The organism is Ruegeria atlantica (assembly GCF_013032505.1).
Classification (GTDB): Bacteria; Pseudomonadota; Alphaproteobacteria; order Rhodobacterales; family Rhodobacteraceae; genus Ruegeria; species Ruegeria atlantica_F.
Map to the genome: position 1 here is coordinate 1,117,622 of NZ_WQCG01000001.1, position 17,599 is coordinate 1,135,220.

Here is a 17,599-nt window from a genome sequence, read left to right on the forward strand (position 1 = left end):
TAGTCAGGGATCAATGTGGGACCGACCGAGGGGCGCGGGAATGACCAGAGCTTTTGCCAGTTTAATGGCTTTGCTTTCGCTTGTGATGATTGCCGCGTGTTCGGCACCGCCGCGCACGACAGGTGATGAGGTCCAAAGGTTGGCAACGGAAATCCGAAACCTTGGTCCGGATATAGACCCCGAAGAGGCCGACCGAGCAGCCCGCATAGCCTATTCCTATACCGCGCAACTGGTACAGGAATATGAAATCACCGACCCTCCGCTGATTCACAATGCCAAGGTCAACAAAGGTCTGCGACCGCGCGGGCTGTGCTGGCATTGGGCAGAGGATATCGAACGTCGACTGAAGCAAGAGAACTTCCGGACATTGGAATTGCACCGTGCAATAGCCAACGCGGACAACCAGTTCAGAATCGACCACAGCACCGCAATTATCAGCCGCAAAGGCGAGACGATGTATGACGGCGTGGTGCTGGATCCATGGCGATATGGCGGCGTGCTGTTCTGGTCGCCCCTGGTGGAAGACACCAGATATGACTGGGTGCCCCGAAACGTTGTGCTGGAGAAGCGCCGGCAGGAACAGTACGGGGCATTGCTGCCCTATGTCAGCGGCTAGCCGTCACAGCTTGGATGAGATCACACCGGTTGCGAATCCACCCATCCTCAGCTCACCAAACAGCCGCTGATATTCGATCTTCGGGCAGCGGTTCATCACCACATCCACGCCGCGCGTCTGTGCTTTTGCTGCGGCTTCTTGGTGTTCAACGCCAATCTGCATCCAAATCGTGCGCAGGCCGGCAAAGGCAGACAGGGCTTCATCGACAATTGGCGGAACGGCCTCGGACCGGCGAAAGATGTCGACCATATCAACCGACTGGGTGATCTCAGACAATGACGCACGTACGGTCTGACCAAAAAGCACCTTGCCCGCATGGCCCGGGTTCACAGGGATAACCGTGTACCCCTTGAGCGAGAGATATCGCGCAACGTAATAGCTAGGCCGAACAGGATTCATCGAAACGCCGACGACAGCAACAACTTTGGTCCGGCGCAGGATGTCTTTCAGGAATGAGTCTGAATAATCCGTCATGCGGCCACCCTAAACGTCGTCTGAAAAAGAAAAAAGCGCCCAGGTCGAACCTGAGCGCCAGTTGTTGGAACGAGGGACAGTGAAATGACCCGCGGCAGTTCCGTTCCGCGGTCACTGTGACATTTAGGCATAAGTTCGGAGAAAAAAAGAGGCGAGTATCATTTTTGTGATGACAGACCAAAAAAAGCGGCAATCCGCTTAGTCTTGATACAACACAACTGGCCAGTTTTCCTCAGCCATATGAATGTACTCTGCGCGATCTCCGCGCCACAGTTGCTCAATCTCTGGGGAATGGGTCAGATACAGTCGACCCTCTACCATATCCCAAAGCATCGGATCTGTGCTTTTCAAAATACCTTGCGCCATAGCGTAAGCGCAGTAACCCCCGAACTGAGGAGAAAAGGCGCGGGGATTGCTTTCAAACAGATCACGATTCTCGGCCGAGGCAAAATGCCACTCGGCCCCCTTCCAGATCACGGAGTACTCAGGCAATCCCAGTACTGGTGTCTCCTCCAGAAAATACGAGACCGGGTCATATCCAGCCATGACAGCACCGTCCGCCTCGTAAAAGACGGGTAAGTCCTGTGCGTGAGCGGCAGGAAGAATGGCGAGGGCGGCGATCGCGCCAAGTATGAAACGTTTGATTGTCATCACATGTTCAGGGTTACAAATTCAGGCTATCAAAATGCAATCTTTTGTCGCGCGTAACACCCCTATTAACGCGGTTGTGAACGCGCGTGTCGCTTTACCCCGCACTAGTCAAAGATATCCTCTACCACATCCCAGGCCTCATCAATGACGCGTGCGAAGATCCCCTTTTTCTTCTTTTTCTTTTTGTTCTGGTATGCGGTGGCCGTTTTGTAGCTGTCACGCTTTGGTTTGTCGCTGTTCAGCTTGCGCTTGGGAACCATCTTGAGGTCATGCAAAGGGGCCCCACAGCTAGAGCAGCTGAGTTCATGGCGTTGCTTCCCCTTCAGAACCAACGCAGCGCGCGTTCCGCAATAACAGCACGTGGCGATTTTAGTCGGGCTTGAAATGGCTCTCTCCTCTCCATCAATGCCTTGAAGCATATAAGGCAATTGCGGCAGCATTTGAGACGTTGAGAGAACCAAACCCACCGGCTGCGTCGATTTTCACCAGCTGGTTAACGGTTTCTTTGGTCTTTTGCCTCAGACCAGGCCCTTCGGCCCCCAGCACCAGCGCAACAGGTTGATCAAGTTTGCCACCCAGCGCAGTTTCGATCGTGTCCTCCGCCTCGCCATCCAGGCCCAACACCAAGAATCCCATATTCTGCAACTCAACGATCGCATCAGCCAAGTTGCGCACGCGCAGATATGGCTGACGCTCTAACGCGCCGCTGGCGGTTTTGGCCAGCGCTCCTGTTTCCGGGGCCGAGTGGTGCCGCGTACCGATCACGGCGCTGGCCCCAAGCACTTCGGCTGAACGTAGAATCGCCCCGACGTTGTGCGGGTCAGTCACGCGGTCCAACAAAATGACTCTCGGATGTTCACGCCCGATGCAGTTTTCGGCCAACCCGCCCCAATCCAGCGGCTTGACCTCAAGCGCAGCCCCCTGATGAACCGAACCGGGGTCAATGGGCGCGGTGAACTTGCGCGGGTCGACCATTTCGGCCTCAATCCCTGCAAATTCAATCGCTTCTGCCAGTTTGTCCCGCGCGTTCCGCGTCACGATCAGTTTCAGTTTCTGCCGGTTCGGGTTCATCAAAGCATCGCGAACGGCGTGCAATCCGAACAGCCAAACAGTTTCGGACGCCGCAGCTTTGCGCGCCTGTTCTTTTTCAACGACCCACTTGGGTTTCTTCATTTCTTGGGCCTCCGGGCCGGGAATTCGGTTTCCTGCGTCAAAGCCAAATTTTCCTGTTGACGCTCCTTCAAGGCGCTAGTAATCACGCCTCCACGTCAGGTGCAACGCCTGACAGTGGGCGACAGGCCGCAAGGTGTGGCAGGGGACTGTAACTCCCTCGCGGAGACGCACGCCTGGTTCGATTCCAGGGTCGCCCACCACTTTCCAAACATACACGAACCAAGCAATCAAAGACCTTTTGCGCGCATCAGCCTTTGATCGAGCCTATTTGTTGCATTTTGTTGACATTCTCCCGGCGCAGTGACCCAGAGACGCACCGCCGAAGCGTTGTTTTTGGATGCGCGGCCTAGTTGGGCAGGCATTGCCATTCCTCAATCACCTGCCCGTCGCGAACGGCAAGAATGCTGCCAAACTGATTCAGCACGGCCTCACTTTGACTGGGCCGCAGCAGCGCTATGTCGCCCGGTGACACATTGGCCGCGCGCGGTCCGGTCCATACTTCTTGATTGCTGGAACGACCGAAAACCGTTGAATACCCAAATTCCCTCGGGAACACCGGTTGGCCAAGGAAGTGGCCGCCAAAAACCGCAATATCCGTTTTTTGTCTGGGCAAAAACTCAAGACCCGGCAATGCGTTACCCGGCATGACCTTGAGAACCGGCGTCGCAATAAATGCGGCCGGTTCAAAAGCGCGCGTCGTGGCGTGATCAAAGTCGCTAGGCTTTACCAAGACCGAGCCGAATGCGACCTCATTCGCGGTACCTTTGGTGAGGTAAGACTGGAAAGTCAGGCTGCCGCCTGTGTTCAGACACAATCCGTCCCCGAAACGTGGCAATGCGGCGACGGCCGCGTTGAACGCATTTGCGCTGGCTCTCGCTGCGCGGCTGCGCAAAATGCCAGGCAGTTTCGCCAGATGCGCCTCATAACCCATGACACCGGCCAAATGCCCATAGGGGTGCGCCGCAATCCGTTGGGCAAGCTCGGGCACGGATTGAGCGTTTACACCGCCTCGGTGAAGACCAACATCCAGTTCCAGCGACAATCGCAATGGCATCTGGCGATCTGATGCCAGCTTCAGATACTCCCCAAGCCGAACCGGAGTGTCGATCAACCATTGTACGCGCCTTGCCGCGTCGGGATTGGTAGATAAAATCCTTGCCGCAGAACTGACCTGAAAGGGCTTCCCTACCAGATGATCCGTATTTGGCTCTGCCGTCAAAAGCGCTTGCAGCATCGGCTCGGAAAACGTCATCAGGCCAGAGGTCGGAATGCGCTCGCGAATGTAGTTGAGCAAGGGCAGACAAGGCAGAGACTTGGCGACCAGCCTGCGGGCCAACCCGGCATCGGCAACCTTGTCCGCCACCGCACAATTGGCGTCCAGCACATCCAAATCCACCACGACAATTGGTTTGTCGACGCCGTATGAACGCAGTGTCTCCGAAAGTCGTTTCAAGACCGCCGTGTTCATGGTTGAAACAGCCGGGCTAGCGCAGGGGTCAGAAACTTACCTTGCGGGTCAAGCTGTTCGCGCAATGCACAAAACCTATCAAAATCTGGGTACATCAACGACAGGTCCTTATAGGACAGGTTGTGCATCTTGCCCCAATGGGGGCGCCCACCTGCTTCGACAAACAGGGGTTCAATGGCTTCGAAGTACCGTTTATGGTCTTCGGCCGCGTCTGTGTGAATGGCGACTGAAATGCGTGGCCCGCCCTGAAACGGAGACAGACACGCCGTGTCACCAGCGGTCTGGCGCACCTCGATCGGAAAGTAGACATCTTTATGGTCGCGATGCAGGCGCGTCAGAACCTCTTGCAGAACATCCCCCGCAACTTCGGGCGGCAAGTGGTATTCCATTTCCTTGAATGGAATATGCCGGTCGCTACACAGAACCCGCCAGCTTTCACCAACATAATCCTCATTTGACTGCGCCATCGTTAGCATCTTGAGCAATGCACGACGCAAACCCGCGCTGATCCGCCCGGCGCTGCGCGCGAGTTTCAGCACCTTTACTGCGATCATATCCAAATCTCGCGGCGCTTTGCTTTCGGCTGCATCAGTGATGGCATGACGAAGCTCGACAGTTTTTCCGGTAAAGGGGATGTAGAAGAACTCGAAATTCCGGTTCTCCGCCCATTTCTGGTGCATTGTGGCCAGAGTTTCTTCGACCGAGGCAAGCCCGACCTGTCGTCGCAGATTGTATTTCGAAACGACCGAAATTTGCGCCTCGGTCAGGACGCCCAACATCCCCATACTGACCTGCGCCATCTCAAGCGGGATATCATCCGTGGTCAGGATATCTCCGCTTGCTCCGATCATCCGGGCTGCGGTGATTTCTGCCGCTAGGCATGGCAAGTCCCGCCCGGTCCCATGCGTCGCGGTCGACGCTGCACCCGCCAGCGATTGGGTGTTGATATCCCCAAGGTTTCGAAACGCCAGCCTTTTGTCCGCCAGCGCCGGTGACAGATCCCGCAACCGCGCGTTGGCGTTAACCCACACCCGGTCCTGTTCGGCAGCCCCAAGTATTGGCAGGTCCAATCCCGACAAGTCCAGAATCCGGTCACCACCAGCTACGATTGGCGTAAAGGAGTGCCCTGCCCCCAAGATCCTCAGGCTTTGGGGCTGCGCAATCTCTTTTTGCAGATCAGCAATCGACGTCGGGCACGCTAATGGCGTATCCGTGCGCTGGTTTCCAGCCCAGTTGGTCCACATAAAATCACTCCTCCGGACACGAGGATTGCAGTACATGTGGCACGAAACAAGTCAGGAAAACAGAAACTTACCCTACGGGAGCTTTGTCAGGCTGCGGCCTCACGCTGCGCTGTGATACGGTCGAACCAGGCAATGATGCTTTCGGAATCTGGCGATATCTTTTCGGCGGCGCCCCCGGTGAATTCGTCGAATTTCTCTTTATTCAAACCGTTCACGCCAACGAGAACAGGAATATCCTGCGCCAGTGCTTCGGCGATCACCGGGCGGAATCCGCGCCCGTCAGCCTCATGCTTGCCGAATTTGTTGATGATCAGCAGTTGCGGCGCGTCGGCAAGCGAAGAGGTCACATATCCAACGGCCTGCTCCAACGCGGCCGGGTCCAGACGACACCCCCGCGACTGCTCACCAAGGGATTGCGAGATGCGAATGGTCTCTCCCTCGGGCAGAACCCGAACATCCATGTCACACTTGCTGCTATCCGCGCATTCGGTATTGGTTTGCACCACTCCGGCAAGGCTTGCGCCTTTCGCGAGCAGGTGTTCGGCAACCGCGCTTAAAAGACGATCGGTTGCGCCGCGGTCGGTGGTAGTGACATAGGCCAGATGCATCTAGGGACCCCTAAGTACAGATTTGTGACATTCCAGATAGCACGCAAGTACCCGCGCGACCACTCCCTTGCTTTACGGCAGTGGTGACAACCCGATCACAGGCGCGTGCAAATGAAGCAGGGCCATGAAGATGGCGATAGTAACAAACCAGACCCAAGGGCGCGGCCAGGGACGCGGCGCGCGTAGCGACAGACGACGTGTATTGCGGGACAACCGAGTCCATTCCATGCCTATATCGCGTTGTTTACGACGATCGATCAAGGCCATGCCAAAGACAGCAAAACCAGCAAAAAGCCCAAACAGGATCACGTGTGACAGACTGCCATTGGCCAGCAGATGCGCAATGGCCCATAGCATCAAGGCGACAAGAATAGGATGGCGCGTTGTCCGCAAAATGCCCGGTTTTTCTGGATCGAAGGCGCGGTGCCCCATCCCGCCAAAAGAGAACGGGTTTTGGATAGACAAGCCTGCAACCGCCAGCCAACACACGATCGGCATCACCAAGAGTGGCGCCCAGCGAAAAATGGCAAGCGGTGGTATGACCTCAACGTAAGGCGCTTGTGCGGCGGCTACGATCAGCCATGCCAGCACCAACAAGGACAGTCCGGAATAGGCCGCGAAATATCCCTTGCGCCCCAACGTTTCAATCAGCCGCCCGCGCACGGCAGGACGTACCGGGATGGCGTGGCTAAGAAGAAAAGCGATCAATGCTGCGAGGAAGAAGGCCCAACCGGTCATAGTAATCTCCGAACGTGTTACGCAGGATCTATGCGCCGAATACCGTCCGGTCTTTGTCCAAAATCAAGTGTGGGAAAAAGGGGCGGACACACCGCCCCTGCCCCATTTCAAAGTCCCAGCGCTTTACGCTGTTCTTCGGCAAAGCCCTGCACGATACGGTCGGCGACCAGCGCCAAAATCGCCATCGCCGCTCCGGCCGAGATACCCAGGCCAACATCCGCCTGACCCAACGCCAGATAGATCGACTGTCCCAGACCGGTGGTCCCGATCAGCGCCGCAATCACTAGCATGGCAAAGGCATAGAGGATGGTCTGGTTCAGACCCAACAGGATCGTTGGCGCGGCATAAGGCGCACGGACGTCGCGCATGATCTGCCACTCGGTCGCGCCGCTTGAGATTGCGGCCTCCATCATCTCTTCCGGTGTGTTGACCAAACCGTGCCGCGTGTAGCGGATCATCGGGACGATGGCGTAGGCACAGATCGCCAGAAAGGCCGAGAACTCGCCAATCTGGAAAACCATCAGCACAGGGATAAGGAAGACGAAAAGCGGGATTGTCTGTAGCATGTCGCAGATCGGGCGAACGACCTTCCAGACCGGCAACCATACGGCGCTGGCTAGGCCGATCAAGCCACCTGCGATGGCGCAGGAAAACACCGCAGCACCGCTGAGGTAAAGCGACAGCAACGCGCGCTCCCACAGGCCGGAAACTAGGATGGTGCTAAGCAACCCAACGGAAAGCGCCGCCAGACGCCAGCCCCCCGCGACATAGCTGAGCGCAGCCGCCCCGGTCAGGACGAAGGGCCATGGAAGGTTTGAAATACCCGTTTCCAGCATTCCGAACAGGATCAGAACAACCAAACCACCTGTCAGGTGGCCGCGCCATGCCATCAATGCTGCGATGACGCCGCCGGCAGCAAAAAGGCCAAAGCTCATCCCCGCTGTCCACTGGAAACCCCATGTGAAGGGCAGAACCGCCTGATCCAGTCCGATCCGCAACGGCAACAGCACGTAAAACAACGAGTTGTTCTTGAGCGCATCCAGCCAAGGACCATTCGCCTGCGTGAACGCAGTCAGTCCGCTGTCGACAGCCTCAGCCATCGGGTCCAGCAGGGTCAGTTCGGACGGGTTCGGCAGCCATGCCCAAAAGGCGGCGGTAAACAGGACCGTAAAGCCCAGAAGTGCCCAGACGACGCGTTGGTCATAACGTTTACGCTCGGTGGCCAGCGTGCCGCTCATCCGGTCGATCACTACGGCAAAGACCACAATGACCAGGCCAGCCATCAGCGACTCGCCAAACTGCGCCTTGCGCATGGTCAGAAGGACTTCCCAACCGATGTCGTTGAACCCGCCGATAACGGCGGCGATGATGACCATCGACAAGGCGGCCATCAGACACTGGTTTACGCCGACCATGATCTGCGTCGCGGCCGCCGGGATTTCAACTTGAAACAGCTGCTGAAACCGCGTGCCGCCAGACATGATGGCAGCCTCTTTGATCTCGGGTTCGACCCGTTCCAGACCCAGCATCACGTTACGCGCCATTGGGGGTGCCGCGTAGATGGCCGAGGCAATCAGACCCACAACCGGGCCAAAGCCGAATAGCAGCAATAGCGGGGTCAAATAGGCAAATGTCGGAACCGTTTGCATCACGTCCAAAACCGCCTGAACAAAGGACCTGACGCGCGGCACTTCGTTGGCAAGGATGCCGATGGCGCCGCCGACGACTAACGCGACGGGCACAGAAACGGCAACCAGCGCCAGCGTATTCATACTCTCGGCCCAGTAGCCTGAGGCCAGCACAAAACTCAGACCAAAGAATCCCAACGCCGCCATAGGTAAACCGCCCAGAAACCAGCCCAACGCCGTCACCAGACCAATCAGAATCGGCCAAGGGGTGCTACCCAACACGAAATTGGCCCAGTTCATGGGATAAGCCATCAGGTCAGAGAACAACCGCATAGCGGGTTTGATACCGTTCAGAAACCAGTCCAGAAACGCGCCGACCCATTGTGTAGCGGGCAGTTCCCACGTGGTGGGCCACTTGACCAACCAAGGCGCAACGCCCTCTAACGCAAGACAAATCGCACCAACGATAGCAGTGATCAAAGCCGCCTTTGCGCCTACCGAAAGACGCAATGCGTATTGCCTCGGAGTATCCGTAACGGCGGTCATGTTTCTTCCACCTGCAAGGCGGCGGCCAGATCCGAGGGGTGAACTGTCCCGACAATGTTGCCGTTTTCGTCACGTACAGGGACTGGTTCATACAGCTCCATGCAATGCGCAAGTGCTGCATCCAATGTCATAGACGTGGTCAGGCCAGGGTCGTCCGGGCCACGCTCGGCTTCGTCTCGCATGACGGAGGCGACCTTGGCGTGCTGACCTTTTGCCACGTCTTTCGAGAATTCGCGCACGTAGTCGTCAACCGGACGCAAAACGATATCCGTCGGCGTGCCGATCTGAACGATCTTGCCGTCGCGCATGATGGCAATTCGGTCAGCCAGTTTCAGCGCCTCTTGAATATCGTGAGTGATGAATACGATGGATTTCTTCAGTGTCGCCTGAATGCGCAGAAATTCGTCCTGCAATTGGCGGCGGATCAGCGGATCGAGGGCCGAGAACGGTTCGTCCAGAAACCAGATATCGGGGTTTACAGCCAGGGACCGCGCAATCCCCACCCGCTGACGCTGACCACCGGAAAGCTGACGGGGGAAACTGTCCTCACGACCTTCCAATCCAACCAACGAGATCACTTCTTGCGCGCGGGCCAGCCGTTCTTTTTTGCCGATACCGGATACGCGTAGCGGATAGGCCACGTTTTCGGCCACGGTCATGTGCGGGAACAGACCAAAATGCTGGAACACCATTCCCAGCTTTTTGCGCCGCAATTCGGTCAAAGCCTTCTTTGACGCGCCGATGACGTTTTCACCGTCGACCCGGATTTCACCACCCGTGCCGGGCAACAATTGCGAGATACAGCGGATCAGCGTGGATTTTCCTGACCCGGACAGCCCCATGATGACGAAGAGCTCACCCTCTTTGACTTCGAAATTGGCGTCCTGAACGGCCGGGATGAATCCGTGTTCGCGCAGATCGGCGGCGGCTTTGTCTGCGTCATTCCCTGACCGAGACAGCGCGTCGGTCAGGGCTTTGTCTGCGCCTTGGCCAAAGACCTGCCAGAGATTCTGGCAGGCAATGGCTGGCGTATTCGCGTCAGTCACTTATGCGAACTCACTGAGTTGCCGCGTCAACAACCGGACGCCATTTGTCTTCGTTCGCAGACATCCATTCGGCGACAACCTCTTCGACCTGACCGCCGTCAACGTCGATTGCGCCCATCATCGGCTGCTGGTCCTCGACTGCCAGTTGATAGTTGGACAGGATTTCATAGGCCGCAGGCCATTTGTCTTCCATACCGTTCCAGCTGGCCTTGAAGATGCGCGAGGGTGAGAAATCACAGTCATTAATAGCGTTCGGGTTCGGGCCCCATGCCGGATCGTTAAAGCATGCCTCTTCACCTGCAGGCAGTTCGACGAATTGCACGTCATAAGCCGACATCGCCCAATGGGGCTGCCAGAAGGTGATCAGCAGCGGTGACTTGCGCTCAGTCGAGGCGCGAAGTTCGGCGATCAGAGCACCCTCAGATCCGGCAGGAACCGCTTTGAACGGCAGCTCAAGACCGGTCATGCGGTCGGCGCCGGGCGTACCCCAATCGGCGGGATAGTCGACCAGACGTCCACCGGGCAGAGTTTCAGCAGTTGCAAAGACCTGCGCGCAGTCTTTCAGCGCTTCCCATGCAGGCAGACCCGGGCACAGATCGGCCACGTGCGCCGGATATGCGATGCCTTCCTTGGCATCCAGACCCAGATCACCGATCTCAACCACTGTGCCTTCGTCGATTTTCTTTGCGTATTCGTCCGAGACGTTGGACGACCAGATTTCGAGCGTCGCAGTGATGTCACCATCCGCGATGGCTTGGAACTGGTTCATCATGCCGGCGGTCACGTATTCGACATTGTAACCTGCGGCTTTCAGCATTTCGCCAGCAACGTGGGTCGTTACATGCTGACCGGTCCATTCGTTGATCGCCAATTTGATCGGCTCGTCCACGGCCCCCATTTCGGCGGCGTAAGCGGAACCGGCTACCATCATAGCCAAAAGGCTGACACTGAGTTTTTTCATCGACATTCTCCCTGTCTTTTTTGTTTCTCGTCCACCTCAGCGGATACTTCAGCGCCGCAAGGTTGATAAGACGACATCACCATGTCGCAACATGCACAAAGTCCGCCGCAAAAGGAAAGCGAACACTTTGAACGAGCGCGGAATTTTTCGCCTTACTTTAAGGTGCAAGTCCCCACCCGCTGCGTTGTACTGATCGCGCGCTTTTTTGTTTAACACAGATATTCGGCGCGGGTCTTTGATTGACGAGTCAATCACAAACCCGATTCCACTGTTTTGTCGAGCATTTCTTTTTCGGATTTCCGACTTTTCTGCATTTTTTGGTGTCACAGGTGCCAAAATTCAAAATAATCACTCGCTTTGAGACCTTGTAACACAATGCTCAACAAGCAACGTTACCGGTGGAGGACAGGATTTATGCGTCACTTTGATGAAATTTTTGCCATCGCCGCCAAGCGACATGGTGGCCTGGATGCTCTGAACGGAAAACTGAGCAAGCCCACTAGTGTGGCCGAGCTGGCCAAGATGCCGGATGACCGCTGGCTGTCGATCATCACCAAAACCGTGTTTCAGGCAGGGTTCAACTGGAAGGTCATCGAAAACAAGTGGGACGGGTTCGAGACTGCCTTTGACGGTTTCGATGTAGGACGCTGCGCCTTCATGGACGATGAGAAATTCGACGCATTAATTCAGGACACGCGCATCGTGCGCAACGGCACCAAGATTGCCGCCGTCCGTGATAATGCTGCATTTCTGCTGGAACTGCGGGATGAAGGCGGCGCGGGTCGGGTGCTTGGAGGATGGCCATCTGAAGATTACGTCGGTCTGTTGGCGATGCTGGCCAAGCGCGGTTCGCGTCTGGGCGGCGCCTCGGCCCAGTACGCGATGCGGTTTGCCGGGCGGGACAGCTTTATCCTCTCGCAAGACGTGACCGCGCGGCTGATTGCCGAAGGCGTTATCGACAAATCCCCCACTTCGAAAAAGGCAATGGCTGCGGTGCAAGCAGCCTTTAACACGTGGATGGAACAATCCGGCCGGTCTCTGACCGAAATAAGCAGGGTTTTGGCAATGAGCCTGTGAAAACGGGTTGCAGCGCGGGCACTTCGCATTAGGCTTTGATTATGGCCCTTCGCATTTTGATGACGTTAATTATTCTGTTTGCAGCCTGCGGCCGCCCTTTGACGGATCAGGAACGCGCATTTGCCAGCGCCGTTCAGGGCGACACGCTTGATCTGGATCGCGTGCGCCTTGTTGAAGGTGCACCGGTTGCACCTATCACTTTCTACCGCAAGGACCGGCCGCGTTTGGCCTGCCGGGAACGTATCCTGCCACCGACCGAAGAAGGTGTCGTGACAGCGAAACCTGCCGCCGTTGCGTTGTTTAACAAGGTCTATTTTACCAAGGATTGGTATCTTGAGGACTATATGACCGACTTTCCGGATCAGATGGACCTGATTGCCGCTATGCTTCTGGCGCATGAGCTGACCCATGTCTGGCAGTGGCAGAACCGTCAGACGACGGGCTATCACCCCCTGCGCGCAGCCGCAGAACATGGTGGAAGCAAGGACCCTTATCTGTTTGACCTGAAGACATCACCGGATTTTCTGGCCTACGGGTTTGAACAACAAGGTGCGATCGTCGAGGAATATATCTGCTGCCGCTCATTGGACCCTACTGCACCGCGCACCCAGCGTCTGCATGACATGTTGGGCGCACATTTCGATCTGTCTCCGCTGCCCGGCGCGCAACGCGAGCGTGCAGTTGTAATTCCGTGGAGCGGCGCAAAGGTCGAAGGGATTTGCCGCAACGGCTGAGCCCTATTGCAGAGTCTCGAGAAACGCCACCAGATCCACAATCGGTTGACTGGTCAGAATCGGCTGCCCGTCGGGTGTTTTCATTGATGTGTCCTGCCCGTCGAAATACGGGCCATAAACCGGCATCGGACTGCCATGACTGACCAAGGGGTCACGCCCATCAATACGCGCCACGACGCGGGCTGTAGGGAACACGCCATCCTCTGATGTCAGTTGCGTAAGATCGGTGGGCTGTATCACCAGAACACCCGCCATTGGCCCATGCCCCGTTGCATCAATCCCATGGCATGTTGCGCAATAATGCTGATAAAGCTCAGCGCCCGTCTCTACGTTCTGCGCCTCGGCCTGAGAAGCCAACGCGGCCATACCTGCACAAGCTGCCCCGAACAACGGTCTGATCATCGCATCCTCCTGTCATGATTGACATTTGCAGGCTTGCCCGCCGGGCGGCTTGGCGCAATGATCCAGATCAACGAAGCAAGAGGATACGGGCAATGACACAATACATAGCCATTATGCTGGCGGCCGGGATCGGCGTCCCGATTCTGGCGGCTTTGAACGCCGCCCTCGGCAAGCTGATCGGATCACCGACAACCGCCGCCGTTGTCCTGTTCGCCATCGCGTTTGCAGCCTCGGCGCTAGTCATGGTGTTATTCCCGGGAACAGCAGCGCTGTCCAAAGTGGCCCAAGCTCCGAAGCACTTGTTACTGGCGGGTGTTCTAATTGCGTTTTACGTTTTGTCGATTACGCATGTCGCGCCCCATTTCGGGGTCGGCAACGCAGTGTTCTTTGTTCTGCTGGGACAGCTGATCAGCACAGCGGCCATTGACCACTTTGGCCTGTTTGGCGCTCAGGTCACGCCATTGACCTGGATAAGGGCCGGCGGCATCGCCGTGATGGCCGTTGGTGTCGCCATCACACAACTGGCTTAAGAACACCGGCCTCAAGCCGCAGTTTACGATCCATCCGCGCCGCAAGATCCATGTTATGTGTGGCTATCAACGCAGAAAGACCCTCGTCCCGGACCAGCGCCATCAGCGCGTCAAATACCTGATCCGAAGTTTCGGGGTCCAGATTGCCTGTCGGCTCATCCGCCAGCAAAACGCGCGGCTTGTTTGCCAATGCCCGGCAAAACGCAACACGTTGCTGCTCGCCACCTGACAAAGCGGCGGGTCGATGGTCGGCGCGCGCTGCAACGCCAACACGGTCCAGCAAGCTCATCGCCCTGACCTGTGCAACCTTCTCAGATACACCGTTCGCCAGTTGCGGCAGAGTGATGTTTTCCAGCGCAGTAAACTCGGGCAGCAAATGATGGAACTGATAGACAAAACCCACGTCTTGGCGTCGCAGCGCCGTACGGGTTCGGTCACCCTTGCCAGCAACATTCTGACCCGCTATTTCGACCGACCCCTCATCCGGTTTGTCTAGCAGCCCGGCAATATGCAATAGCGTTGATTTGCCTGCCCCGGATGGGGCGACCAAAGCCACGGCCTCACCCGCGCGCAGCTCAAGATCGACACCGCGTAGCACCTGAACCTCCCCCGGAGTGCCCTTGAGATAGGTCTTGGTCAGACCGTTCAGCCGCATCGTCACATCATTCATAGCGCAGCGCCTCAACCGGGTTCAGCCGCGCCGCACGGCGGGCCGGGAAATAGGTAACGATGAACGACAGCCCCAGTGACAAACCAATCGCCTTGAGAACATCAGAAAGATGCAGTTCAGCTGGTAAGGAGTAAATGCCGCGAATGGACGGGTCCCAGACCCCGCCACCCATGACGTAGTTCACGAATGAAAATATCGGGTCGATATATATCGCAAACAGGCAGCCGAGGATCACTCCCATTACGGTGCCAATGATGCCGGTGAATGCGCCGCAGATGAAAAAGACCCGCAGGATCGATCCTTCGCTCAGGCCAATTGTACGCAAGATACCGATATCGCGCCCCTTATTCTTCACCAGCATGATCAGGCCGGACACGATATTCATTGTTGCGATCAGGACGAGGATCGAAAGGATGATGAACATCACGTTGTCTTCCACCTCGAGCGCGCGCAGAAAGCCGCCCGAGGCATCCTGCCACGTCCAAAGCTGGCTGCGCCCCTCGGCGGCTTCAAGGATCGGGATCAGAACCGGAGTCAAATCTTCGGGACGTTCGACCATCACTTCGATCTCGTCCGCAACACCGTCGCGGTTGAAAAAACTTTGGGCCTGCACAAACGGCATGTAGACACGAGTTCGGTCGATGTCATACCGCCCGGCCGAGAATACATAAACCACACGATAGGCATTCACCCGCGGCGATGTCCCAAAGGCGGTTTTAACCCCATTCGGTGAGGTCAGCTTTACCGTATCACCAACCGTCGCCCCAATACTGCGCGCTACACCGGACCCGATGGCAATCACATCCTCGCCGTCCTGAAACTGGGTCAGATCGCCGACGGCCTGTTCGCTTTCCGCTACGCCGGGCAAATCTCGCAAATCCTCTGGGCGGATGCCAAAGACCTCAACCCCGCTGCTGCGGTCGCGGTTGGTAATCAGAACCTGCCCTTTGACCAGCGGGGCCGCGCGTTCCACGCCCGGAACCTGCGCGATACGGCTGGTCATTTCGTCATAGTCCGCAATCGTTCGGTCCACCTGGCCCTGCGCGTCGAACTCTCCGGCAGAGTACACGGTCACATGCGCGTTCGCGCCCAAGATGGTGCCAACAAATTCGGCCCGAAATCCCGAACGAACAGCCAAAGTGGCGATCAGGGCAAAGACGGCCAGCGTGATCCCGATCAGCGAAATCCACGTCATCACGCTGACACCACCTTCGGCACGACGCGCGCGTAGGTAACGCCAAGCGATCTTCCACTCAAATGGGGCAAAGGGCGGGGGTGTTTTGGCCATACCTGCTCCGGGTTTGTTTGTTGGCGCGACCCTTTCGGCATTTCACCGGATGGTCAAGCCGGTTGTCTGCCGGTCAGCGTTGCCGCGCGGTTTAGCACCTCTTCAGTGCGCGACCTGTCACAGATACGCCTGTTCTCCAACTCGGAAAATACCCGGTCTCGCAGGTTGTCAGGTAAAAGCGCCAAGGCGCGGTTGTGAAGGCCCAGTGTCAATGCAGCAGGATTGTCCAACATTGCCAGCTGCGACGCCATTTCTTCTGGCGAATAGGTCGGCCAAAGCCCGATATTGCATTGCGCCTGATCCTCGAACCAGGGGGCATAACCCTCGGGCGATTTCAGACAAAACGCGTTCAACAGCATAAACTCAGACGGACGTCTGCGCGATCCGAACAGCGCCTGAACCGAACCATACTTGGCGTTGATTTCCTCCAGCAAAGCCAGAACCAATGATCGGCGAACAGCGAAAGGCGTGGCAAAGGTCGTTGTTTTCAACCCGTTCAGATCGATATGCGATGCAGCCAGGGCATCAAGACTCTCGATCAACCAATTGCGATGATAGTCGCTTTCGACATCGATAAATGCGATCCGCGCCGCGCCATTTTCCGCAAAGAACTCAGCTTGGTCAAAACCGCGCAAAAAGACGTTCTTGGTATCCAGTATTACCATGTTCTCGGACGCAGCGACCCGTGCGGCGCCCAGTTTTAACACTTGTTGGCTGCGGTACCCGTTCGCACCGCGCCATCCCTGCCTGCGAATACCCGGGATACGAAATCGGTTCTCGATCAGAAATCGATCCGAGAAAGACCGCTCAGCGCTTTGACCCGGCTGCAACAACAAAGCATCGCCACCCAGCACCTCGACCTTGGACCGTAGCGGGCCGTAGGCGTCCAAAATGGGTGCGATTTTTGCCTTTAGCGCCTCTTCGTCATTGTCATTCATGATGACATGGATCGACGAAACCATGTCCGGATCGACAAAACGGGCAAAAGAAAGCGCCTGAAGTTCAAGCAGGGGATAATCCTTGGAGTACACGACGGTCGCGAAACTCAGCACGGCGCGGGCCCTTTCATCGTTTTGCTCCGTTTATCAGCAATTTCCGCGTGGTCCAATTCACTCTCACGGCCTCAATTTCGCGAATCAGTCCGACTATCACGCAAAGGGTCACTCGAATTTAAGGAGATCGGTTTTTAGCCAAATACACCACTGGTTGTGACACTCTTCACAGACAGCCCCGCATTGTTTCAGGTATGAAGTCAATGTGAGCACGGCGAGACAAACTGAACTCAAAATGCAACATTTGCAACGCAACTTTATTTCGTGTTTTGCTTATTTTTAGAAACTTTGTCACCCTGATTGTGGGGGAATACATTTTTAAGAGCGGGGGTCGCTCATGAGTATTCGAATTGAAACTGAAAAACCGGACGTAATTTCGGTCCGACATGCACCAACAGAACTGGATTGTGAATCCGCAGTTCTTCTGCGCGCAACCATCCTTCCGATCTTTTCCAGCGCCGCAAGTTGGGCTGGTCTTACGGACATCCTGAACGACAAGGGTTATTGCCTGGTATTCCGCGATGGACGGATGTGCATTACCGATCAAACCACCGGTGACCGGATTTGCGGTCTGCGCTTTCTGGGTCTCGAGTTCAGAGATCTGGTGCGACGGCTGGGCCGTCCGATCGTCGTGGCGCGAGGCCAAGAGGCCGACGGAGACGTTCTGACTGCCCGACCGACAGCCTGACGCGC

20 protein-coding genes and 1 tRNA gene are annotated in these 17,599 nt (G+C 56.6%); 6 read left to right on the top strand and 15 right to left on the bottom strand.

From position 1 onward, the window contains the following. The first annotated feature begins 40 nt into the window (after positions 1 to 40). On the top strand, positions 41 to 616 hold the full coding sequence (locus GOW92_RS05445) for a hypothetical protein (protein WP_170558646.1): 576 nt from the start codon (positions 41 to 43) through the stop codon (positions 614 to 616). Between the two features lie 3 nt (positions 617 to 619). Here the strand turns inward: GOW92_RS05445 and GOW92_RS05450 are convergent, their stop codons facing one another. The 4 genes from GOW92_RS05450 to rlmB form a co-directional block, all read right to left on the bottom strand. Next, positions 620 to 1,090, bottom strand: a complete 471-nt coding sequence (locus tag GOW92_RS05450) for a CoA-binding protein (protein WP_170558648.1) — start codon at positions 1,088 to 1,090, stop codon at positions 620 to 622. 198 nt (positions 1,091 to 1,288) lie between these two features. Further along, entirely contained in the window at positions 1,289 to 1,741 is a 453-nt protein-coding gene (locus tag GOW92_RS05455) for a YHS domain-containing (seleno)protein (protein ID WP_254452901.1), read from the bottom strand. A 104-nt stretch (positions 1,742 to 1,845) separates the two neighbouring features. Continuing rightward, on the bottom strand, positions 1,846 to 2,160 hold the full coding sequence (locus GOW92_RS05460; RefSeq protein WP_170559372.1) for a hypothetical protein: 315 nt from the start codon (positions 2,158 to 2,160) through the stop codon (positions 1,846 to 1,848). Next, positions 2,144 to 2,914 carry a 23S rRNA (guanosine(2251)-2'-O)-methyltransferase RlmB gene (gene rlmB, locus GOW92_RS05465; RefSeq protein ID WP_170558650.1) on the bottom strand — a complete coding sequence of 257 codons (771 nt, stop codon included), beginning with the start codon at positions 2,912 to 2,914 and terminating at the stop codon, positions 2,144 to 2,146. Before rlmB ends, GOW92_RS05460 begins: the two co-directional genes overlap by 17 nt. 116 nt (positions 2,915 to 3,030) lie before the next feature. On the opposite strand from rlmB, the gene GOW92_RS05470 reads away from it, so the two are divergent. After that, positions 3,031 to 3,114 (top strand) — tRNA-Tyr (locus GOW92_RS05470). 146 nt (positions 3,115 to 3,260) lie between these two features. Here GOW92_RS05470 and GOW92_RS05475 read toward each other — a convergent pair. From GOW92_RS05475 to GOW92_RS05505, 7 genes are all read right to left on the bottom strand, one after another. After that, positions 3,261 to 4,367 carry an alanine racemase gene (locus GOW92_RS05475; protein WP_170558652.1) on the bottom strand — a complete coding sequence of 369 codons (1,107 nt, stop codon included), beginning with the start codon at positions 4,365 to 4,367 and terminating at the stop codon, positions 3,261 to 3,263. 11 nt (positions 4,368 to 4,378) lie between these two features. Continuing rightward, the gene (locus GOW92_RS05480; RefSeq protein WP_170558654.1) at positions 4,379 to 5,626 is read right to left on the bottom strand and encodes a D-arabinono-1,4-lactone oxidase; all 1,248 of its coding nucleotides are present in this window, start codon (positions 5,624 to 5,626) and stop codon (positions 4,379 to 4,381) included. 86 nt (positions 5,627 to 5,712) lie between these two features. Further along, the gene (locus tag GOW92_RS05485) at positions 5,713 to 6,234 is read right to left on the bottom strand and encodes a DUF2478 domain-containing protein (RefSeq protein WP_170558656.1); all 522 of its coding nucleotides are present in this window, start codon (positions 6,232 to 6,234) and stop codon (positions 5,713 to 5,715) included. A gap of 72 nt (positions 6,235 to 6,306) precedes the next feature. After that, positions 6,307 to 6,972: an NnrU family protein gene (locus tag GOW92_RS05490; RefSeq protein WP_170558658.1), complete on the bottom strand. Its 666-nt coding sequence runs from the start codon at positions 6,970 to 6,972 to the stop codon at positions 6,307 to 6,309. A gap of 107 nt (positions 6,973 to 7,079) precedes the next feature. Beyond that, entirely contained in the window at positions 7,080 to 9,146 is a 2,067-nt protein-coding gene (locus GOW92_RS05495) for an ABC transporter permease (protein WP_170558659.1), read from the bottom strand. Then, the gene (locus GOW92_RS05500; RefSeq protein WP_170558660.1) at positions 9,143 to 10,192 is read right to left on the bottom strand and encodes a quaternary amine ABC transporter ATP-binding protein; all 1,050 of its coding nucleotides are present in this window, start codon (positions 10,190 to 10,192) and stop codon (positions 9,143 to 9,145) included. The genes GOW92_RS05495 and GOW92_RS05500 overlap by 4 nt, the downstream gene beginning before the upstream one ends. A 10-nt stretch (positions 10,193 to 10,202) precedes the next feature. Next, entirely contained in the window at positions 10,203 to 11,153 is a 951-nt protein-coding gene (locus GOW92_RS05505; protein WP_170558662.1) for an ABC transporter substrate-binding protein, read from the bottom strand. Positions 11,154 to 11,567: 414 nt separating this feature from the next. Here GOW92_RS05505 and GOW92_RS05510 point away from each other — a divergent pair, with 414 nt between their 5' ends. Both GOW92_RS05510 and GOW92_RS05515 read left to right on the top strand, forming a co-directional pair. Further along, positions 11,568 to 12,230, top strand: a complete 663-nt coding sequence (locus GOW92_RS05510) for a DNA-3-methyladenine glycosylase I (protein ID WP_170558664.1) — start codon at positions 11,568 to 11,570, stop codon at positions 12,228 to 12,230. Positions 12,231 to 12,289: 59 nt separating this feature from the next. Beyond that, positions 12,290 to 12,964 carry a hypothetical protein gene (locus GOW92_RS05515; RefSeq protein WP_438826300.1) on the top strand — a complete coding sequence of 225 codons (675 nt, stop codon included), beginning with the start codon at positions 12,290 to 12,292 and terminating at the stop codon, positions 12,962 to 12,964. Between the two features lie 3 nt (positions 12,965 to 12,967). Here GOW92_RS05515 and GOW92_RS05520 read toward each other — a convergent pair whose 3' ends face one another. After that, the gene (locus GOW92_RS05520; protein WP_170558668.1) at positions 12,968 to 13,366 is read right to left on the bottom strand and encodes a c-type cytochrome; all 399 of its coding nucleotides are present in this window, start codon (positions 13,364 to 13,366) and stop codon (positions 12,968 to 12,970) included. Positions 13,367 to 13,458: 92 nt separating this feature from the next. On the opposite strand from GOW92_RS05520, the gene GOW92_RS05525 reads away from it, so the two are divergent. Next, the gene (locus tag GOW92_RS05525) at positions 13,459 to 13,896 is read left to right on the top strand and encodes a DMT family transporter (protein ID WP_170558670.1); all 438 of its coding nucleotides are present in this window, start codon (positions 13,459 to 13,461) and stop codon (positions 13,894 to 13,896) included. Here GOW92_RS05525 and GOW92_RS05530 read toward each other — a convergent pair. From GOW92_RS05530 to GOW92_RS05540, 3 genes are read right to left on the bottom strand one after another with little or no spacing between them, the layout of a single operon-like run. Beyond that, on the bottom strand, positions 13,880 to 14,566 hold the full coding sequence (locus GOW92_RS05530; protein ID WP_170558672.1) for an ABC transporter ATP-binding protein: 687 nt from the start codon (positions 14,564 to 14,566) through the stop codon (positions 13,880 to 13,882). The genes GOW92_RS05525 and GOW92_RS05530 overlap by 17 nt on opposite strands. Beyond that, entirely contained in the window at positions 14,559 to 15,854 is a 1,296-nt protein-coding gene (locus GOW92_RS05535; RefSeq protein ID WP_170558674.1) for a lipoprotein-releasing ABC transporter permease subunit, read from the bottom strand. Before GOW92_RS05535 ends, GOW92_RS05530 begins: the two co-directional genes overlap by 8 nt. A 53-nt stretch (positions 15,855 to 15,907) precedes the next feature. Then, positions 15,908 to 16,906, bottom strand: a complete 999-nt coding sequence (locus tag GOW92_RS05540) for a DUF6492 family protein (RefSeq protein WP_170558676.1) — start codon at positions 16,904 to 16,906, stop codon at positions 15,908 to 15,910. 337 nt (positions 16,907 to 17,243) lie between these two features. Here GOW92_RS05540 and GOW92_RS05545 point away from each other — a divergent pair, with 337 nt between their 5' ends. Continuing rightward, on the top strand, positions 17,244 to 17,594 hold the full coding sequence (locus GOW92_RS05545) for a hypothetical protein (protein ID WP_170558678.1): 351 nt from the start codon (positions 17,244 to 17,246) through the stop codon (positions 17,592 to 17,594). The last annotated feature ends 5 nt before the right edge of the window (positions 17,595 to 17,599 follow it).